The sequence below is a fragment of the Sphingomonas sp. Root720 genome, from assembly GCF_001428605.1.
Taxonomy (GTDB): domain Bacteria; phylum Pseudomonadota; class Alphaproteobacteria; order Sphingomonadales; family Sphingomonadaceae; genus Rhizorhabdus.
Genome location: NZ_LMID01000010.1, coordinates 560631 through 578073, shown reverse-complemented (window position 1 = coordinate 578073; position 17443 = coordinate 560631). Strand labels below are relative to the sequence as shown.

17 protein-coding genes are annotated in these 17443 nt (G+C 68.1%); 8 read left to right on the top strand and 9 right to left on the bottom strand.

Translation table 11 applies throughout. The features are described from left to right. Positions 1-20: 20 nt before the first annotated feature. A complete protein-coding gene (gene pgsA, locus ASE22_RS10070) occupies positions 21-572 on the bottom strand; it encodes a CDP-diacylglycerol--glycerol-3-phosphate 3-phosphatidyltransferase (protein WP_056358255.1) in 552 nt (183 codons plus the stop codon). A 180-nt stretch (positions 573-752) separates the two neighbouring features. On the opposite strand from pgsA, the gene ASE22_RS10065 reads away from it, so the two are divergent. Then, positions 753-2018, top strand: coding sequence for an MFS transporter (locus ASE22_RS10065; protein ID WP_056358252.1), 1266 nt, complete (start codon positions 753-755; stop codon positions 2016-2018). 231 nt (positions 2019-2249) lie between these two features. Here the strand turns inward: ASE22_RS10065 and ASE22_RS26760 are convergent, their stop codons facing one another. Then, positions 2250-2711, bottom strand: coding sequence for a hypothetical protein (locus ASE22_RS26760; RefSeq protein WP_056358249.1), 462 nt, complete (start codon positions 2709-2711; stop codon positions 2250-2252). 138 nt (positions 2712-2849) lie between these two features. Between ASE22_RS26760 and dinB the strand changes: the two genes are divergently transcribed. Beyond that, a complete protein-coding gene (gene dinB / locus ASE22_RS10055; RefSeq protein ID WP_200933274.1) occupies positions 2850-3974 on the top strand; it encodes a DNA polymerase IV in 1125 nt (374 codons plus the stop codon). Positions 3975-4005: 31 nt separating this feature from the next. Continuing rightward, a complete protein-coding gene (locus ASE22_RS10050) occupies positions 4006-4668 on the top strand; it encodes a DsbA family oxidoreductase (protein ID WP_056358246.1) in 663 nt (220 codons plus the stop codon). A gap of 9 nt (positions 4669-4677) precedes the next feature. On the opposite strand, the gene ASE22_RS10045 is transcribed toward ASE22_RS10050, so the two are convergent. From ASE22_RS10045 to ASE22_RS10025, 5 genes are all read right to left on the bottom strand, one after another. After that, positions 4678-5679: an NAD(P)H-dependent flavin oxidoreductase gene (locus ASE22_RS10045; RefSeq protein WP_056358242.1), complete on the bottom strand. Its 1002-nt coding sequence runs from the start codon at positions 5677-5679 to the stop codon at positions 4678-4680. Further along, positions 5676-6467, bottom strand: a complete 792-nt coding sequence (locus ASE22_RS10040; RefSeq protein WP_056358239.1) for an enoyl-CoA hydratase/isomerase family protein — start codon at positions 6465-6467, stop codon at positions 5676-5678. The genes ASE22_RS10045 and ASE22_RS10040 overlap by 4 nt, the downstream gene beginning before the upstream one ends. Next, complete coding sequence (locus tag ASE22_RS10035; protein WP_056358237.1) at positions 6464-7225, bottom strand: SDR family NAD(P)-dependent oxidoreductase; 762 nt, start codon at positions 7223-7225, stop codon at positions 6464-6466. Before ASE22_RS10035 ends, ASE22_RS10040 begins: the two co-directional genes overlap by 4 nt. Positions 7226-7331: 106 nt before the next feature. Beyond that, positions 7332-8516 carry an acetyl-CoA C-acyltransferase gene (locus tag ASE22_RS10030; RefSeq protein WP_056358234.1) on the bottom strand — a complete coding sequence of 395 codons (1185 nt, stop codon included), beginning with the start codon at positions 8514-8516 and terminating at the stop codon, positions 7332-7334. A 22-nt stretch (positions 8517-8538) separates the two neighbouring features. Further along, positions 8539-9666 (bottom strand): acyl-CoA dehydrogenase family protein, encoded by a 1128-nt coding sequence (locus ASE22_RS10025; RefSeq protein ID WP_056358231.1) that lies wholly within the window; start codon positions 9664-9666, stop codon positions 8539-8541. A gap of 66 nt (positions 9667-9732) precedes the next feature. Between ASE22_RS10025 and ASE22_RS10020 the strand changes: the two genes are divergently transcribed. Continuing rightward, positions 9733-10356, top strand: a complete 624-nt coding sequence (locus ASE22_RS10020) for a TetR/AcrR family transcriptional regulator (RefSeq protein WP_056358229.1) — start codon at positions 9733-9735, stop codon at positions 10354-10356. A 6-nt stretch (positions 10357-10362) separates the two neighbouring features. On the opposite strand, the gene ASE22_RS10015 is transcribed toward ASE22_RS10020, so the two are convergent. Together ASE22_RS10015 and ASE22_RS10010 are read right to left on the bottom strand one after the other, a co-directional pair. Next, the gene (locus ASE22_RS10015) at positions 10363-11367 is read right to left on the bottom strand and encodes an inorganic phosphate transporter (RefSeq protein ID WP_056358225.1); all 1005 of its coding nucleotides are present in this window, start codon (positions 11365-11367) and stop codon (positions 10363-10365) included. Between the two features lie 2 nt (positions 11368-11369). Continuing rightward, on the bottom strand, positions 11370-12485 hold the full coding sequence (locus tag ASE22_RS10010) for a DUF47 family protein (RefSeq protein WP_056358223.1): 1116 nt from the start codon (positions 12483-12485) through the stop codon (positions 11370-11372). A gap of 316 nt (positions 12486-12801) precedes the next feature. Here ASE22_RS10010 and ASE22_RS10005 point away from each other — a divergent pair, with 316 nt between their 5' ends. The 4 genes from ASE22_RS10005 to otsA all read left to right on the top strand — a co-directional run bounded on the left by ASE22_RS10005 (position 12802) and on the right by otsA (position 17404). Then, positions 12802-13149 carry a UrcA family protein gene (locus ASE22_RS10005; RefSeq protein ID WP_056358220.1) on the top strand — a complete coding sequence of 116 codons (348 nt, stop codon included), beginning with the start codon at positions 12802-12804 and terminating at the stop codon, positions 13147-13149. Between the two features lie 318 nt (positions 13150-13467). Continuing rightward, positions 13468-14223, top strand: coding sequence for a trehalose-phosphatase (otsB, locus tag ASE22_RS10000; RefSeq protein ID WP_056358217.1), 756 nt, complete (start codon positions 13468-13470; stop codon positions 14221-14223). Continuing rightward, on the top strand, positions 14220-16016 hold the full coding sequence (locus tag ASE22_RS09995; RefSeq protein ID WP_056358804.1) for a glycoside hydrolase family 15 protein: 1797 nt from the start codon (positions 14220-14222) through the stop codon (positions 16014-16016). The genes otsB and ASE22_RS09995 overlap by 4 nt, the downstream gene beginning before the upstream one ends. Beyond that, the gene (gene otsA, locus ASE22_RS09990) at positions 16013-17404 is read left to right on the top strand and encodes an alpha,alpha-trehalose-phosphate synthase (UDP-forming) (RefSeq protein ID WP_200933276.1); all 1392 of its coding nucleotides are present in this window, start codon (positions 16013-16015) and stop codon (positions 17402-17404) included. The genes ASE22_RS09995 and otsA overlap by 4 nt, the downstream gene beginning before the upstream one ends. Positions 17405-17443 lie beyond the last annotated feature (39 nt).

Here is a 17443-nt window from a genome sequence, read left to right as displayed (position 1 = left end):
CAGGGTCCGTCCCGGCTCCCTCAATCCATGTGCTTGATGCCGACGCGCAGATAGTCCCAGCCGGTGATCAGGGTCAGCCCCGCCGCGGCCCACAGGCTGAACAGCCCGACCTGCGCGATCCACCACCATTCGGGCAACGCGCCGCCCAGGATGATCGCGCCGAGCGAGACGAGCTGGAAAGTCGTCTTCCACTTGGCGAGCTGGCTGACAGGCACCGATACCTGCGCGCCCGCCAGGAACTCGCGCAGTCCGGACACCGCGATCTCGCGCAGCAGGATGATCAGCGCGGCGATCGTCGCGAAACCCGCCACGTCGTTGGTGAGCACCAGCATCAGGATCACCGCCGCGACCATGATCTTGTCGGCGATCGGGTCGAGGAAAACGCCGAGCTTGGAGACCGTCCCCTGCGCGCGGGCGAGATAGCCGTCGAAATAGTCGGTGATCGCCATCAGCGCATAGAGGCCGAAGGCAAAGGCATAGTCGATCCTGCCGGGCTGGGGCCACAGCAGGAAGACGAGGATCGGCACCGCCAGGATGCGCGAGAGGGTGAGAATGTTCGGCAAGGTCAGCATTCTGGCCCTGCTCTAGCGCGGAAGGCCGGAAGAGATAAGCCCCCCGATGCATTCCGTGGAATATGCCGCGTCACGGAACCGACATGCCGCGACGTTATCGACTTGGACCTCGCAACGGCTATCGGCTATGGGGAGCCCAAGCGATGCCTAGAACCATCCGATAAGGCGCAGAATCCCCACATGACTCCATCTTTCCGGCTTCTCGCCAAACGCCGGTTCCTGCCGTTGTTCGCCACCCAGTTCCTGGGCGCCTTCAACGACAATCTGTTCCGCACCGCGATGATCATGCTGGTGATCTACCGGATCTACAACGATCCCGCGCAGGAAGCGGCCTTTTCGGCGGTGGCGGGCGGCCTGTTCATTCTGCCCTTCTTCCTCTTCTCGGCGCTGTCCGGCCAGCTGGCCGACTGTCACGACAAGGCCAGGATCATCCGCATGGTGAAAACCGCGGAGATCCTGATCATGATCGCGGGTGCATCCGGGCTGCTGCTCCAGAACATTCCGCTGATGCTGCTGGCGCTTCTCTCGATGGGTGCGCACTCGACCTTCTTCGGCCCGATCAAATATGCGATCCTTCCCCAGCATCTGGAGGACGACCAGGTCCTGCCCGGCACCGGCCTGGTCGAGGCGGGGACCTATATCGCGATCCTGGCGGGCACGATCGTCGGCGGGATCGTTCCCGCCGAATATGCCGCCGCCGGCGTGTTGCTGGTCGCCGGGATCGGCTGGCTGACCGGGCGGCAGGTGCCGCCGGCACCGCCGATGGTGCAGGATGCCGGGGTCGACTTCCACATCATCCGGTCGTCGATCAAGCTGGTGTCGGACACGATGCATGTCCGCCGGCTGTTCCTCGCCATCCTCGCGATCAGTTTCTTCTGGGCGCAGGGCACGATCCTCGCGGCGCAGTTCCCGCCGCTCGTCAAGAACGTGCTCGGCGCCAAGCAGGACGTCGCGACGCTGTTCCTCGCGATCTTCTCGGTCGGTGTGGCGATCGGCTCGGTCGCGATCAACCGCATCCTCGGCGGTACCGTCTCGGCCCGCTGCTCGCCGGTCGCGGCACTGGTGATGGGCGCCTTCGTCTGCGACATGTGGTGGATGGCGCACAACTGGCCCGCGCCGGGCGCCACGCTGCTCCACCTCAAGGCGTTCATGGCGATGCCCGGCGCCGAACGGGTGATGATCGACCTGCTCGGCATCGCCATCGCGGGGGGCATGTTCGTCGTGCCGCTCTACGCCTTCCTCACGACCACCGTCGCCAAGGCGCAGACCGCGCGGACCGTGGCCGCCAACAACATCGTCAATTCGGGGGCGATGGTCGGCGCGACGCTGATCCTCGCCTCGATGGTGCATATGGGCGTGTCGGTCGCCGAAACCCTGCTCATCGTCGCGGCGGCGAGCCTGGGCGCGTGCTACCTGGCCTGGAAGCTCCACAAGGCGTGCGACTGAGGGCGGAACGCCCGATGTGTCGAACCCGATCGGTCAGGGCAGCAGCGCGCTGAAGGCGATGATCCCCAGCACATAGGCGAGGATGAAGAGGCGCAGGTCGTAGCGCCACCGTTCGCTCGTGGGATCGAATCGCATCGTCCCTCCAGAATGAAGGATGGCGGCGCGGCTGAGAAGCCACGCCGCCATCCGCTCCCGTCCGTCCCGTCCCGCGAAGGGACGGACGGCAAGTCCTTATCCGTTCACCGCGACGGTGTCGCTGTGCGGCTCGGTGGCCGAACCGCCCTCGTTGCGCGCCCGGATGCGCGTGATGTTGTCGCGGGCCTGGTCGATGCGCTCGTGCGCCATCGTCGACAGGTCGTCGGCGGCCTTGCGCAGGCGTTCGCCGCTCGTGCTGGCGGCGGCCCGCAGGCGGTCGCGATTCATGAAGATCGCGACGCCGGCGGCGACGAGGCCTGCAACGACCCCGGCCGCGATCGACAGGCTGGTGCTATCGGTCGGTACCTTCTTGGCCGCGCGGGTCGCGCGGGTGCGGACCGAACGGATCGCGGTCTTCGCGTCGTCGGCGAGCGCCTGGGCGCGGGGCGTACGTGTGGCGGCGGCGGTGCCGGCGGCCTTCGTGCCGCCGGTCCGGCGGCGCGACGTCGAACGCGTGCCGGCCGACCGCGAGCGGGTGGTCGTGCTTTTCGTGGCCATGGTCTCTCTCCGTTGAATTCGTGGGACAAACGCCGTGGACAAACGCCGTGCCGCCGGGCGGGTTCCCGGTCGACCGCCCCCGGTGCGACGAATCCGCCGCTGGCGCCGACCGGCGGGTTGCTGTATCCGCTTTGTTCCATGGATCGGCCCGATCAGCCCAGCGACGGGGACGGCGCCGCCGAAGGCGGCCGCAAGATCATCCATATCGACATGGATGCCTTTTACGCATCGGTAGAGCAGCGCGACGATCCGGCGCTGAAGGGCAAGCCCGTGGCGGTTGGCGGCACGCGCGAGCGCGGCGTCGTCGCGGCGGCGAGCTACGAGGCGCGCCGCTATGGCGTGCGGTCGGCGATGGCGTCGGCGCTCGCGCGGCGCATGTGCCCGGACCTCGTCTTCGTCCGGCCGCGGTTCGACGTCTATCGGGAGGTCTCGCGCCAGATTCACGGCATCTTCGCCGAATATACCGACCTGATCGAGCCCCTGTCGCTCGACGAGGCCTATCTCGACGTGACCAACAACCACCAGGGCATCGCCACCGCGACCGAGGTCGCCCGGCAGATCCGCGCCCGCATCCGCGAGGAGACCGGCCTGACCGCCTCGGCGGGCGTATCCTACAACAAGTTCATCGCCAAGCTCGCCTCGGACCACAACAAGCCCGACGGGCTGTGCGTCGTTCGGCCGGACCAGGGCCTGGCCTTCATCGCCAAGCTTTCGGTCGGACGGTTCCACGGCATCGGGCCGGTGACGGCGGCGCGGATGGAGAAGCTGGGCATCCACACCGGCGCCGACCTGCGCCGCTGCAGCCGCGAGTTCCTTGGCCAGCAGTTCGGCAAGTCGGGCGATTATTTCTACCTCGCCGCCCGCGCTATCGATCACCGCGCGGTGCGGCCCGACCGCGTGCGCAAATCGATCGGGTCGGAGAACACCTTCTTCCAGGACCTCTACACGCACGAGGACCTGGCCGCGGCGCTGCTGGACTCGAGCGAGGCGGTCGCCCGCCACGCCGAACGGACCGGCAAGGCGGGTCGAACCGTGTCGATCAAGCTGCGCTATTCGGACTTCCGCACGCTCACCCGCGCGCGCACGCTGCCCGTGCCGATCGCCGATGCGGCGCGCATCCAGGCGGTGGCGCTGGCGTTGCTGGCTCCGCTCGAACCGGTCGCGCTCGGCGTCCGGCTGCTCGGCGTGACCCTATCCGGGCTGGGCGAGGGCGATGACGAGCTGGCGGTCACGCCCGAGCAATTGGCGCTGGCGTTCGAGTGACTATATCATGGGGACAAGAGAGGAGCCGGCCATGGCTACGCCGATCAAGATCGATTTCGTCTCCGACATATCCTGCCCCTGGTGCGTCATCGGGCTGCGCGGCCTCGAACAGGCGCTGGAGCGCACCGGCGCGGACATCGCCGCGGAAATCCACTTCCAGCCCTTCGAGCTGAATCCGGCGATCGCCAGCGAGGGCGAGAATATCGGCGAGCACATCGCCCGCAAATATGGCTCGACCCCCGAGCAGTCGGCCGCGACGCGGGAGATGATCCGCGACCGCGCCGCGCAGGTCGGATTCGCGATCAACTATGGGCCCGACAGCCGCATCTACAACACGTTCGACGCGCATCGCCTGCTCCACTGGGCGGGCACGCTCGGCGGGGAGCGGCAACGGGCGCTGAAACATGCGCTGTTCGAGGCCTATTTCACCGAGCAGCGCGATCCTTCGGACCGCGCCGTGCTGGTCGCGGCGGCGGAGGAGGCGGGGCTGGACCGCGACGAGGCTGCGGCCGTGCTCGCTTCGGACCGCTATGCCGCCGAGGTGCGCGACGCCGAGCATGCGTGGCAGCAGCGCGGCGTCCATTCGGTGCCGGCGATCATCGTCGACGACCGCTACCTGATCTCGGGCGGCCAGCCGTCCGAGGTCTTCGAACAGGCGCTGCGCTCGATCGCGGGGGAGAAAACCCCGGCCTGACCGCCTCGTTCAGGAGGCTCGCGACGTGGCGTCGCGCGACAGGAATCCGGCGAGGCGTCCGGCGATGATCGTCTCGGCCTCGCCCATGATCCGGTCGATCAGCTGCTTGCAGGTGGGCACGTCGTGGATCAGGCCCTGGACCTGGCCGGCCCAGACCAGCCCCGCGTCGAGATTGCCGGTCTGCAGCGCCTCGCGGCCCTTGATGCCCGAGACATACGGGCGGATATCCTCGAACACGGCATCCGGGCGCGCCGAGATCTCGACCACCTTGTCCGACACGCCGCTCTTCGCGACGCGGCCGGTATTGTGGAACTTGCGGAAGATCAGGTTGGTCGCGCGCTCGTCGTTGCCGACGATGAACTGCTTGATGTTGTCGTGGATCGGCGCCTCGACCGTGGCACAGAAGCGCGTGCCCATGTTGATCCCCTCGGCGCCCAGCGCCAGCGCCGCGACGAGCCCGCGACCGTCGCCGAAGCCGCCGCTGGCGATCATCGGGATCTTCACCTTGTCGGCCGCCGCCGGGATCAGGATCAGGCCGGGGATGTCGTCCTCGCCCGGATGGCCCGCGCATTCGAAGCCGTCGATCGAGATGGCGTCGACGCCCATCCGCTCCGCCGTCAGCGCGTGGCGGACGGCGGTGCATTTGTGAATGACCTTGATGCCGTGCGCCTTGAAGTGATCGATATGCTCGTCGGGCTTATGGCCCGCCGTCTCGACGATCTTGATGCCGCTGTCGATGATCGCCTTGCGATATTCGGCATAGGGTGCGGGGATGACCGACGGCAGCAGGGTGAGGTTCACCGCGAAGGGCTTGTCGGTCATCGTCCGGCAGCGATCGATCTCGCGGCGAAGGTCGTCGGGGGTCGGCTGGGTCAGCGCGGTCAGGATGCCGAGGCCGCCCGCGTTGGAGACCGCCGCCGCCAGCTCGGCATAGCCGACCCACATCATCCCGCCCTGGACGATCGGATGCTCGATGCCGAACATTTCGGTGAAACGGGTATGAAGGGTCATTCGGCACCTCCGAAATCGGGTTTGCGCTTGGCGAGGAAGGCGGCGACGCCCTCGCGGCCCTCGGGGCCGGCGATCGCGGCGGCGATACCGCGCGATTCGAGTTCGAGATGGGTTTCCCAGCTATTCGCGTAGCTGGCGAGCAGGAGCGACCGGACCGTTCCGATCGCGCCGGTCGCCGATGCCGCCAGCTTGCGGGCGATCGCCGTGCCTTCGGCCGTGAGCGCATCGTCGTCAACCGCCCGGGTGATCATGCCCATCGCCTCGGCCTCCTCGGCACCGACCTTGCGGTTGGCGATGATGATCTCCTGCGCGCGGCGCAGGCCGACGAGGCGCGGCAGCAGCCAGGTCAGGCCGCCGTCGGGCGAGACGCCGAGCATGCCATAAGCGGGGGTGAAGCTGGCCGAGCGCGCCATCAGCACCACGTCGCCGCTCAGCGCCATCCCGTAGCCGGCACCAGCGGCCGGGCCGTTGACGATGGTCACGAGCGGTTTGTTCATGCGGGCGAAGTGGGACATCGCCAGATGCAGGGTGCTGGCGAGTTCGGACGTGGCGGCGGCCGTCTTGTCGCCGGCGCCGGCCATATAGGCGACGTCGCCGCCCGCGCAGAACAGGCGGCCGTTGCCGGTCAGCGTCACGCAGCGGATCGCCGCGTCGTTCTCGCAGTCCAGCGCTGCGGCGAGCAGGGCGCGGGCGAGGTCGATATCGAGCGCATTGGCCGCGTCGGGACGGTTGAGCGTGAGCCTGGCGATGGCGCCGTCACGCTCGACGAGCAGGTTCGGGGCGCTCATCGCGGCGCCATCCGGATCGCGCCGTCGAGACGGATCGTCTCGCCGTTGAGCATCGGGTTCCTGAGGATGCTCTCGACCAGCATCGCATATTCGCCCGGATCGCCGAGGCGGCTGGGATGCGGCACCTGCTGGCCCAGCGAATCCTGTGCCGCCTGGGGCAGGCCCTTCATCATCGGGGTCATGAAGATGCCCGGGGCGATCGTCATCACCCGGATCTTGTGCTGCGAGAGATCGCGTGCGGCGCACAGGGTGAGGCCCGCGACGCCCGCCTTGGACGAGGCATAGGCGGCCTGGCCGACCTGGCCGTCGAACGCCGCGACCGAGGCGGTGTTGACGATCACGCCGCGCTCCTCGCCGACCGGATCGGCGGTGATCAGCCGGGCGGCGAACTTCGAGAGGGTATTGAAGGTGCCGATCAGGTTGATCTCGATCACCTTGCGGTAGAGATCGAGCGCATGAGGGCTGCCGTCCTTGGCGACGATGCGTGCGGGCGGGGCGATGCCGGCGCAGTTGACGAGGATGCGGGCGACGCCGTGCTTCGCCTCGGCCTCGGCGATGCCGGCGGCGACGCTGGCGTCGTCGGCGACGTCGACCGACACGAAGTGGCCGCCGATCGCGGCGGCGGTCTCGACGCCGTCATCGGCGTTGAGATCGAAGATCGTGACCCTGGCGCCGTTCGCCGCGAGCATCCGGGCGGTTGCGCCGCCCAGCCCCGATGCGCCGCCGGTGACGATGGCGGCCATATCCTTCAGATCCATTCCAGCTCCCTCGCTTCGTTCTTGCCCGGTCGGCGGCCGATACCGCCTTGCCGGGCCCATGTCGTGACCTTGATAGCAGCTCCGGCGGTCGCCGGAGCCCTCGCGATCATGCCAGTTCCACCGCCATCGCCGTCGCCTCGCCGCCGCCGATGCACAGCGTGGCGACACCGCGCTTGAGGCCGCGATTCTGCAGCGCGGCGAGCAGGGTCGCGATCACGCGGGCACCGCTGGCGCCGATCGGGTGGCCGAGCGCGCAGGCGCCGCCGTTGACGTTCAGCTTCTCGGCCGGAATGTTCAGGTCCTGGGCGGCGATCATCGCGACGACGGCGAACGCCTCGTTGACCTCGAACAGGTCGACGTCGTCGACCGTCCAGCCCGCCTTCGCGAGCGCCTTGCGGATCGCCGGCACCGGCGCGGTGGTGAACAGGCCGGGCTCATGCGCGTGGGCGGCATGGCTCACCACCCTGGCGACGACCGGTAGGCCCAGCTTTTCGGCGACGCTCTGGCGGGTCATCACCAGCGCGGCGGCGCCGTCGGAGATCGACGATGCGTTGGCGGCGGTGATCGTGCCGTCCTTGGCGAAGGCGGGCTTGAGCGTCGGGATCTTGTCGGGCCGCGCCTTGCCGGGCTGCTCGTCACGCTCGACCACCGTGGTGCCGCCGCGCGTTTCCAGCGTGACCGGGGTGATCTCGCGGTCGAAGGCGCCGCTCTCGATCGCGGCATTGGCGCGGCTCAGCGATCGGATCGCATAGGCGTCCTGCGCCTCGCGGGTGAGCTGATAGTCGCGCGCGGATTCCTCGGCGAAGGCGCCCATCAGCTTGCCCGGCGCATAGGCGTCCTCGAGCCCGTCGAGATACATCGAGTCCTTGACGACGTCGTGGCCGATCCGGGCGCCCGAACGGTGCTTGGCGAGCAGATAGGGCGCGTTGGACATGCTCTCCATGCCGCCCGCGACGATGACGTCGGCGCTGCCCGCGGCCAGCGCGTCATGCGCCATGATCGCGGCCTGCATGCCCGACCCGCACATCTTGTTGACGGTGGTCGCCTCGACCGACGTGGGCAGGCCGGCGCCGATCGCCGCCTGGCGCGCCGGTGCCTGGCCGAGGCCGGCGGGCAGCACGCAGCCCATGTAGATCTGCTCGACCTTGTCGGCGTCGATCCCGGCGCGCTCGACGGCGGCCTTCACCGCGGTCGCGCCCAGCTCGGTCGCGGAGGCGCCCGAAAGCGCGCCCTGGAAGCCGCCCATCGGGGTGCGGGCATAGGAGGCGATGACGACGGGATCGGTGCTCATGCTCTGTTCCTCAAACTCGAATTCAAAGGGCGCGGGCGATGACCATCCGCTGGATGTCGGAGGTGCCCTCGTAGATCTGGCAGACGCGGACATCGCGGTAGATCTTCGCGAGTCCGAACTCTTCGAGATACCCATAGCCGCCCAGCGTCTGGATCGCACCCGACACGATCGCTTCGGCGGCCTCGGAGGCGAACAGCTTGGCCATCGACGCCTCCTTCAGGCAGGGCAGCCCGGCATCCTTGACGCTCGCCGCGTGGAGGACGAGCTGGCGGGCCGCCTCCAGCCGGGTGGCGAGATCGGCGAGGCGGAAGCCCACCGCCTGATGCTCGATGATCGGCTTGCCGAAGCTCCGGCGGTCCCTGGCATAGCCCGTCGCGATCTCAAGCGCGGCCTGCGCCATGCCGACGCACTGGGCGGCGATGCCGATGCGGCCCTGCTCGAGATTGGCGAGCGCGATCGTGTAGCCGCGGCCCTCGGCACCGAACAGCAGATCGTCCTCGACGAACAGCTCGTCGAAGCGGATCGCGCAGGTGTCGGAAGCCGCCTGGCCCAGTTTGTGCTCGACCTTGTCGACGCGGTAGCCGGGCTTGTCGGTAGGGACGAGGAAGGCGGAGATGCCCTTCTTGCCCGCCGCCGGATCGGTGACCGCGAACACCATCGCCACCCCGGCGATCTTGCCCGAGGTGATGAACTGCTTGGCGCCGTCGAGGACCCAGCCACCCTCGGTCCGGGTCGCGCGCGTGCGCAGCGCGGCGGCGTCGGAACCGGCATCGGCCTCGGTCAGCGCGAACGCGCCGATCGTGCGGCCGCCGATCAGGCCCGGCAGGAAGCGCGCCTTCTGCGCCGCGCTGCCTTCCTTCAGCAGGCCGCCGACCAGCAGGCTGTTCTGGATCGAGACGATCGTCGAGAGCGCACCGTCGGCCGCGGCGATCTCTATCAGCGACAGCGCATAGGATATGTAATCGGCGCCGGCGCCGCCCACCGCCTCGGGGGCGACCATGCCGAGCAGCCCCAGGCCCGCCAGTTCCTCGAACAGCCCGTCGGGATAGCCTCCGGCCGCCTCGAACGCCTGGCTGCGCGGGCGGATCCGTTCCTGCGCGAAGGCGCGCACGGCGTCCTGGATTGCGGACTGGGTCTCGGTGAGAATCATGGAGCCTCTGAATTATCTACTGGTCAGTATATTGATTGCCGATCGGTTTTCTGTCAAGGATCGGGGATGCCGATCGAGACCCCAGCATCGCCGTTCCGGACGCGCGAGCAGAAGGCCGAGGAACGCTCGGCCAAGCGCCATGCGCTGTTGATCGCGGCGGTGCGGATGTTCAACGAGCGCGGTTTTCACGCGACGTTGCTCGAGGATGTCGCGGCCAGCCTCGGCGTCTCGAAGCCGACCATCTACCATTATCTCGGCAACAAGGAGCAGGTGCTGCTCGAATGCATCGCGCTCGGCATCGAGGAGTATCACCGGGCGATCGAGGAGGCGAAGGCGCTCCCCGGCAACGGTCTCGACCGGCTGCGCCATTTCCTGCGCGGCTATGCGCAGGCCAATATGGCGGATTTCGGTCGCTGCGTGATCCGCACCGGTCCGGAACCGCTGTCGGCGGAAGGGGCGCGGACCCTGCGCGAGCGCAAGCGCCGGATCGACGCGGCGATGCGCGCCTTCATCGAGGAAGGCCTGGCCGACGGATCGATCGCCCCCACCGATCCCAAGCTGCTGGCCTTCACCCTGGCGGGGGCGCTCAACTGGCCCGCGCGCTGGCACGTGCCGGGTGGGGCGCTGAGCGCCGAAGAGCTGGCGCGCCGGATGGTGGATATGCTGACGGCGGGCCTGGCGCCGAGGTAGCGCCCTCTAGCCGAACAAACCCGCCAGCAGGTAGAAGCCCGCGCCGATCGCGGCGGCCGCGGGAAGGGTGACGACCCAGGCGACGACGATGCTGCTGGCGACGTTCCAGCGTACCGCCGACAGCCGCCGCGACGAACCGACCCCGACGATCGCGCCGGTGATCGTGTGGGTGGTCGACACCGGCACGCCCAGCCAGGTCGCCGCGAACAGGGTGATCGCGCCGCCGGTCTCGGCGCAGAAGCCCTGCGCCGGCGTCAGGCGGGTGATCTTCGATCCCATGGTGTGGACGATCTTCCAGCCGCCGAGCAGCGTGCCGAGACCCATCGCCGCCTGGCAGCTGATCACCACCCAGAAGGGGACGTGGAAACCGCCTTCGAGCAGGCCCTGCGAGTAGAGCAGCACCGCGATGATCCCCATCGTCTTCTGCGCGTCGTTGCCGCCATGGCCGAGCGAGTAGAGCGAGGCGGAGATGAGCTGCAGCCGCCGGAAGCGCCGATCGGCGACCGAGGGCAGGGTCCGCACGAACACCCAGCTGGTGATCAGCACCAGCACCAGCGCGAGCACCAGGCCGATCGTCGGCGAGAGCACGATCGCGACGCTGGTCTTGAGCACGCCCGACCAGACGATCCCGCCCAAGCCCGCCCTGGCGACGCCCGCGCCGAGCAGGCCGCCGATCAGCGCATGGCTCGACGAGGAGGGAATGCCGAGTATCCAGGTGATGAGATTCCAGCTGATCGCGCCCATCAGCGCGCCGAAGATCACCTGGGCATTGACGATATCGGCATGGACGATGCCCTTGCCCACCGTCTCGGCGACGTGCAGCCCGAAGAACAGGAAGGCAATGAAGTTGAAGAAGGCGGCCATGGCGACGGCGTGATGCGGCTTGAGCACGCGCGTCGACACCACGGTCGCGATCGAATTGGCGGCGTCGTGCAGTCCGTTCAGGAAATCGAACGCGAGCGCGATCCCGATCAGGCCGACCAGCAGCGGAAGGGCGAGGGCATGCTCCATCGTCAGGCGTGATCGAGAACCAGGCCCTGGATCTCGTTGGCGACATCCTCGAACCGGTCGGTGATCTTCTCGAGATGGCTGTAGATCTCGCGGCCGATGATGAAGGCCATGGGCGCCTTGTCGCCGCGGGCCTTGAACAGGGCCTTGAGGCCCTGGTCGTGGATCTCGTCGGCATGGCCCTCGAGCTTGACGATGCGTTCGGTCAGGCTGTGCAGCCGGGTGGCGTTGCGGCCGAGGTCGCGCAGCAGCGGCATCGCGTCGGCGGTGATCCGCGCGGCTTCGACGATGATGCCGGCCATGTCGCGCATCTGCGGCTCGAATTCCTTGAGCTCGTAGAGGGTGATCGCCTTGGCGGTCTGGTTCATCTGGTCGATCGCGTCGTCCATCGATCCGATCAGGCTGGTGATCGCGGTGCGGTCGAACGGGGTGATCAGCGTCTTGCGGACATCGACGAGGACGTCGCGGATGATGTCGTCCGCGTCATTCTCGCGATCGAAGATTTCCTGGCTGTGGAGCGGCATGTCGGGGCCGCCCTGCAGCAGCCGGCCGAGCGCGTCGGCCGCGGCGACGTTGAGCGCCGCATGCGCCTCAAACTGTTCGAAGAAACGGCCCTGCTTGGGCAGCAATGCCTGGAACCAGCGCACGATGGTGAACCTTTCTGCAGTGTGGCGGCGGGCGGCCGTGACGACCCGTTCGGCGATGCCGGGATTCCAGACGGGTGGAGTGAAGGCGACGAGAATGTCCCGAAGCTCGGGTTCGTCGACGGCGGCGGCCGCGTCGACGGGGGCGAACCAGCGCAGCTCGCGCTCGTCCTTCTCGGGCCAGCTGTCGAGCTGGGCCGTGACCGAGAAGGGAAAGATGTCGACCGTCGCCGGGCGCGACGTGCCGTCGCGGCGCTGCTTGCGATATTGATAGGTGCCGATCGCATAGGGGCAGGCGATGCCGACGAGGCCCGCTTCCTCATAGGCTTCGTGGCTTGCCGCCTCGTGGCTTTTCAGCCCCTTGATCCGATTGCCCTTGGGCAGCACCCAGCGCTTGGTCTCGCGCGAGGTGATCAGCAAGACCTCGGTCTGGCCTGTCTCACTGGTGCGGTAGGGCAGGACGGCAATCTGGCGAATGGTTCGAATCCCCCGGGCTTACCGAGGCTCCCTACAAATGTGACAATTTGGTTGCAATGCGCTGTCGGCGATTCGCTCCCTGACTATCGACGAATGTCCCTCCTGTCGTTCGTCGACTGCCACCGGACGTTCGTCGGGGCAACTCGACCTTTGTGGAGTCGGCGGCGCGGTCGGTCGAAGCGTCGATGCAGCCGGACCGGGCCGGGCATAGATAGGTCCTCAACGGCGGCCCACCAACATCCCAGGGAAGCCGGAACAGGGATTTCACCGGACGAAGGTCGCCACCCTCGTCCGGTCGCACAACAGGAGATTAGCCATGACCCGTTCGATCAAGATCCTCGCCGCGCTCGCCGCCGCCGTCGCCACCACCGGCACCGTCGCCTTCCCCGCCTATGCGGCCGAGACGGGCAAGACTTCCTCGGTCCGCTATGCCGACCTCAACCTCGCCAGCGCCCAGGGCGCGGCCTCGCTGAAGAAGCGCGTGGCCCGTGCGGCCCGAGAGGTCTGCACCTTCCACGGCGATCGTTCGCTCGACGGCGCGATCCAGGCCAAGGCCTGCGCCAAGGTGGCCGCCGCCAAGGCGATGCCGCAGGTCGAGCTGGCGCTTGCCAAGGCGGGCACCGAACTGGCCGAGAACGGCCGGGTCACGGTCGCCGCCCACTGATCTGGCCGGGCCGGCAGCAGCCCGGCCCCGCCAGCCTCCCGGGGATCCCCCCAAGCCAACGCCCCGGGAGGCCCCCAACACGCGGCCGGACTGGCAATTTCCACCGCGTGGGACGCACCCTCGGGTTCCCTTGCCCGGGGGTGCTTTCCGTTGCGGCGCGCATCGCGCGGCCGTGCGGACGCACTCGCAGCATTAATTCGCAGCCGGAACGGAACCTGACCCCGCCGCCGCGCGTCATCCCCGCAGTTCACCCCGGTCGCGGACCGGTCTGTCCAAGGCCGGTTGATTCCACGGCTATTATTGCGGCGAGGAAATGAAATGCTGTCCCGGTCCCAACAGCCGGTGCTCGCGCCCCCGCCGGCGATCGACTTCGCGAGCCATAGTCTCTTCGTCGATTTCGACGGGACGCTGGTGCCGCTCGTCGATCACCCCGAGCTGGTGCGTGCCGATGCCGAACTGGTCGAGTTGCTGACCGCGCTCCACCGGCGCTTCGCCGGCCGGATCGCGCTGGTCAGCGGACGTTCGATCGCCCAGCTCGACCAGATGGTCGGGCCGGTCGCCGCCGAGATCGCTCTCGCGGGCAGCCATGGCGCCGAGGTGCGCCGCGACGGCCGCCTGATTGAACCGCCCCGTCCCGAAGGCCTCGACGGGGCGATCGCCGACGTCCATTCCTATGGTGCCGGCCATCCGGAGATGATCATCGAGGAAAAGAGCCATGGCGTGGCGATGCACTACCGCGTCGCCCCGATCCTGGAGGAGCCGGTCAAGCGCCGCGCCCAGGCGATCGCCGACAAGCACGGCCTGGCCGTCCAGCACGGCAAGATGATGGTCGAACTGCGCGGGCCCGGCTGGAACAAGGGCGAGGCGGTGGTTGCGCTGATGGCCGAGGCGCCGATGGCGGGGAGCCTGCCCGTGGTGATCGGCGACGACCTGACCGACGAACCGGCGCTGCGGGTCGCGGGCGAGATGGGCGGCTTCGGCGTCCTCGTCGGTCCGCGCCGCGAGACCGCCGCGCTCTACGGCCTGGCCGATGTCGGGGCGGTACGCCACTGGCTGTGGGAAGCGGCCGCATGACGGCGTCGCTCGATCTCTGGCCGATCGGCAACTGCCAGGTGTCCGCGCTGGTCGATCGCGCCGGCCGGTTCGTGTGGGCCTGCGTGCCGCGCGTCGACGGCGATCCGGTTTTCTGCTCCCTGCTCGACGACAACCCGCCTTCGGCGCCGGGTGCGCGCGGCTTCTGGGAGATCGATCTCGAGGACTGCGTCGAGACCCGGCAGAACTATATCCGCAACAGCCCGATCCTGGTCACCCATCATGTCGATGCGGCCGGCAACGCGATCGAGGTGGTCGATTTCTGCCCGCGCTTCTTCCGCCATGGCCGGATGTACCGGCCGGTCGCCTTCGCCCGCATCGTCCGCCCCATCTCGGGCAGCCCGCGCATCCGGGTGCGGCTGCGGCCCGCCTCCGAATGGGGCGGGGCCGATCCCGAGCGCACCCGCGGATCGAACCATATCCGCTACGTCCTCAACGAGATGACCCTGCGGCTGTCGACGTCGGCGCCGATCGACTGGCTCGAGAACGAGCGGCTGTTCCGGGTCGAGCGGCCGCTTCACTTCTTCCTGGGGCCGGACGAGAGCTTCGTCGGCGACATCGGCGACACGCTCGACACCATGCTCGAACATACCGCGCATGAATGGCGGCGCTGGGTCCGCGCGCTGGCCACGCCGGCCGAATGGCAGGAGGCGGTGATCCGCTCGGCGATCACCCTCAAGCTCTGCCAGCATGAGGAAACCGGCGCGATCGTCGCCGCGCTCACCACCTCGATCCCCGAACATGCCGATTCGCAGCGCAATTGGGACTATCGCTACTGCTGGATCCGCGACGCCTATTACACGGTGCAGGCGCTCAACCGGCTCGGCGCGCTCGACGTGCTCGAATCCTATCTCGAATATCTGCGCAACATCGTCGACAATGCCAAGGGCGGGCATATCCAGCCGCTCTACGGCGTCGGTGGCGAGGCGACGCTGGTCGAGGGCTTCGCGCCGTCGCTCAACGGCTATCGCGGCATGGGGCCCGTGCGGATCGGCAACCAGGCCTATGAGCAGATCCAGCACGACGCCTATGGCCAGATCATCCTGTCCAACGCGCAGGCCTTCTTCGACCAGCGGCTCTATCGCATGGCGGGAGAGGAGGATTTCCGCGCGCTGGAGAAGGTGGGCGAGCGCGCCTGGCAGGTCTACGACCAGCCCGACGCCGGCCTGTGGGAGTTGCGCACCAAGAGCCATGTCCACACCTATTCGGTGGCGATGTGCTGGGCGGCCTGCGACCGGCTGGCCAATGCCGCCGTCGCGCTGGGCCTCGCCGAGCGCGAAGGATTCTGGCGCCAGCGCGCCGACCATATCCGCGCGCGCATCGAGACCGATGCCTGGCGCGAGGAGACGCAGCGCATATCGGCCACCTTCGGCGGCGACGATCTCGATGCCAGCCTGATCCAGCTGCTCGACCTGCGCTTCGTCAAGCCGGGCGACGAGCGCTTCCAGGGAACGCTGCGCGCGGTGGAGGAGGGGCTGCGGCGCGGGTCGCACATGCTGCGCTACGCGACCGAGGACGATTTCGGCCTGCCCCACACCGCCTTCAACGTCTGCACCTTCTGGCTTATCGAAGCGTTGTGGCTCACCGGCCGGACCGACGATGCAAGGGAGTTGTTCGAGGAAATGCTGACTCGCCGCACCCGTGCCGGGCTGTTGTCGGAGGATATCGATCCGGCGACGGGCGAACTGTGGGGCAATTACCCGCAGACCTATTCGCTGGTCGGCATGATCAACTGCGCCGCGTTGCTGAGCAAGCCGTGGAACGCGATCCGATGAGCCGGCTGATCATCGTTTCCAACCGGGTCCAGCCGCCGACCGGCGAGGGCGGCGGCGGCAACCAGGGCGGACTCGCCGTGGCGCTCTCGGCGGCGCTGCGGGAGTCGAGCGGCATCTGGTTCGGCTGGTCGGGCGAGACGACCGAGCAATTCAGCGGCCATATCAACCTGCAGCGCAACTTCGGCGTCACCACCGCGACGATCGATCTCGAGGAGCAGGACGTCGACGAATATTATAACGGCTATGCCAACCGGACGCTGTGGCCGCTGTTCCATTACCGGATGGACCTGGCCGAGTTCGAGAGCGGCTTCGCCGAGGGCTATGAGCGGGTCAACCAGCGCTTCGCCGAGACGCTGGAGCCGCTGATCGAGCCCGACGACCTCGTCTGGGTCCATGATTACCACATGTTCCCGCTCGGCCAGTATCTGCGCGATCGCCGCATCACCAACCGGATCGGCTTCTTCCTCCACATTCCCTGGCCGCCCTATCGGCTGCTGCTGTCGCTCCCCAATCATCGCCAGCTGGTCGAGACGCTGTTCGCCTATGATGTGGTCGGCTTCCAGACGCGCGACTCGCTCGACAGCTTCCACGACTATGTCCGGCAGGAAATGGACGGCAGCGTCGCGGAGGACGGCCGGATCACCGTCGGCGACCGCTCGGTGATGGCGATCCATTGCCCGATCGGCATCGACACCGACAATTTCCTCGAGGCGACTCAGTCGACCGCCGCGCGCTACGCCCATTACCGGATGCGGCAGAGCTCGAACGGCCGCGACATGATCATCGGCGTCGACCGGCTCGACTATTCGAAGGGCCTGCAGGAACGCTTTCTCGGCTATGAGCGGCTGCTCCAGCAGAACGAGAATATCCACGGCGAGGTCTTCCTGCTCCAGATCGCCCCGCCGTCGCGCGGCGACGTGCAGAGCTATCAGGAAATCCGCGCCTCGCTCGACTCGCTGTCGGGGCGGATCAACGGTGCCTATGCCGATGTCGAATGGGTGCCGATCCGTTATGTGAACCGGGGCTATCCGCGCGACCGGCTGGCCGGCATCTACCGCGCGGCCAAGGTCGGGCTGGTGACGCCGTTGCGCGACGGCATGAACCTCGTCGCCAAGGAATATATCGCGGCGCAGGACCCGGAGGATCCGGGCGTCCTGATCCTGTCGCGCTTCGCCGGGGCGGCCGAGCAGCTCACCGATGCGCTGCTGATCAACCCGTACAGCGCGGAAGAGATCGCCGATGCGATCGAACAGGCGCTGGCGATGCCGCTCGAGGAACGCCAGGCGCGCTGGCGCGCCTGCATGGACAATGTCGAGGCCGAGGACGTGATGTGGTGGCGGCGGCATTTCACCGCCGCGCTCGAGGGCGTCAGCCAGTCGGTCGACTGAAGGGCCGCCATCGCCCCGGCCCTGCGGCAGCCGGTTGAC

Bases quoted from the DNA above. Each gene is read 5' to 3' on its own strand.
- ASE22_RS10005 (WP_056358220.1), top strand. From the start codon at position 12,802: ATGACCCGTTCGATCAAGATCCTCGCCGCGCTCGCCGCCGCCGTCGCC.
- ASE22_RS10045 (WP_056358242.1), bottom strand. From the start codon at position 5,679: ATGACCCTTCATACCCGTTTCACCGAAATGTTCGGCATCGAGCATCCG.
- dinB (WP_200933274.1), top strand. From the start codon at position 2,850: ATGGATCGGCCCGATCAGCCCAGCGACGGGGACGGCGCCGCCGAAGGC.
- otsB (WP_056358217.1), top strand. From the start codon at position 13,468: ATGCTGTCCCGGTCCCAACAGCCGGTGCTCGCGCCCCCGCCGGCGATC.
- ASE22_RS10040 (WP_056358239.1), bottom strand. From the start codon at position 6,467: ATGAGCGCCCCGAACCTGCTCGTCGAGCGTGACGGCGCCATCGCCAGG.
- otsA (WP_200933276.1), top strand. From the start codon at position 16,013: ATGAGCCGGCTGATCATCGTTTCCAACCGGGTCCAGCCGCCGACCGGC.
- ASE22_RS09995 (WP_056358804.1), top strand. From the start codon at position 14,220: ATGACGGCGTCGCTCGATCTCTGGCCGATCGGCAACTGCCAGGTGTCC.
- ASE22_RS10035 (WP_056358237.1), bottom strand. From the start codon at position 7,225: ATGGATCTGAAGGATATGGCCGCCATCGTCACCGGCGGCGCATCGGGG.
- ASE22_RS10020 (WP_056358229.1), top strand. From the start codon at position 9,733: ATGCCGATCGAGACCCCAGCATCGCCGTTCCGGACGCGCGAGCAGAAG.
- pgsA (WP_056358255.1), bottom strand. From the start codon at position 572: ATGCTGACCTTGCCGAACATTCTCACCCTCTCGCGCATCCTGGCGGTG.
- ASE22_RS10030 (WP_056358234.1), bottom strand. From the start codon at position 8,516: ATGAGCACCGATCCCGTCGTCATCGCCTCCTATGCCCGCACCCCGATG.
- ASE22_RS10065 (WP_056358252.1), top strand. From the start codon at position 753: ATGACTCCATCTTTCCGGCTTCTCGCCAAACGCCGGTTCCTGCCGTTG.
- ASE22_RS10025 (WP_056358231.1), bottom strand. From the start codon at position 9,666: ATGATTCTCACCGAGACCCAGTCCGCAATCCAGGACGCCGTGCGCGCC.
- ASE22_RS10050 (WP_056358246.1), top strand. From the start codon at position 4,006: ATGGCTACGCCGATCAAGATCGATTTCGTCTCCGACATATCCTGCCCC.
- ASE22_RS10015 (WP_056358225.1), bottom strand. From the start codon at position 11,367: ATGGAGCATGCCCTCGCCCTTCCGCTGCTGGTCGGCCTGATCGGGATC.
- ASE22_RS26760 (WP_056358249.1), bottom strand. From the start codon at position 2,711: ATGGCCACGAAAAGCACGACCACCCGCTCGCGGTCGGCCGGCACGCGT.